Genomic DNA, 410 nt, shown 5'->3' with positions numbered 1-410 from the left:
CGCGAGCTCGTGCTCGAGGTCCGGGTAGCCCAGGCTCACGCGCAGCAGGAAACGGTCGAGCTGCGCCTCGGGCAGCCGGTACGTGCCGTCGAGGTCGACGGGGTTCTGCGTCGCGACCACGAGGAACGGGTCGGGCACGGTGTGCGTCGTGCCGTCGGCCGTGACGGTGCGCTCGGCCATGACCTCGAGCATGGCCGACTGCGTCTTGGCGGCGGCGCGGTTGATCTCGTCGGCGAGCAGCACGTGCGAGAACACCGGCCCGGGGCGGAACCGCACCTCGCCGGTGGCGGGGTCGAGCACGCTCGTGCCCGTCACGTCGGCCGGCAGCAGGTCGGGCGTGAACTGGATGCGGCGCGACGTGCCGCCGAGCGCCGCGGCGACCGCGCGCGCGACGGCCGTCTTGCCGGTGC

Annotated in this window: 1 protein-coding gene; it reads right to left on the bottom strand. The window is 74.4% G+C overall.

What is annotated here, in order from left to right; genetic code table 11:
• On the bottom strand, positions 1-410 hold a 410-nt coding region (locus tag G3I71_RS48910; RefSeq protein ID WP_164325441.1), incomplete at both ends, for a MoxR family ATPase.

It is taken from the genome of Streptomyces sp. SID12501 (genome assembly GCF_010550245.1).
Lineage (GTDB): Bacteria > Actinomycetota > Actinomycetes > Streptomycetales > Streptomycetaceae > Streptomyces.
The sequence above is the reverse complement of the archived record's forward strand: the minus strand, read 5'-3'. Positions and strand labels throughout refer to the sequence as shown.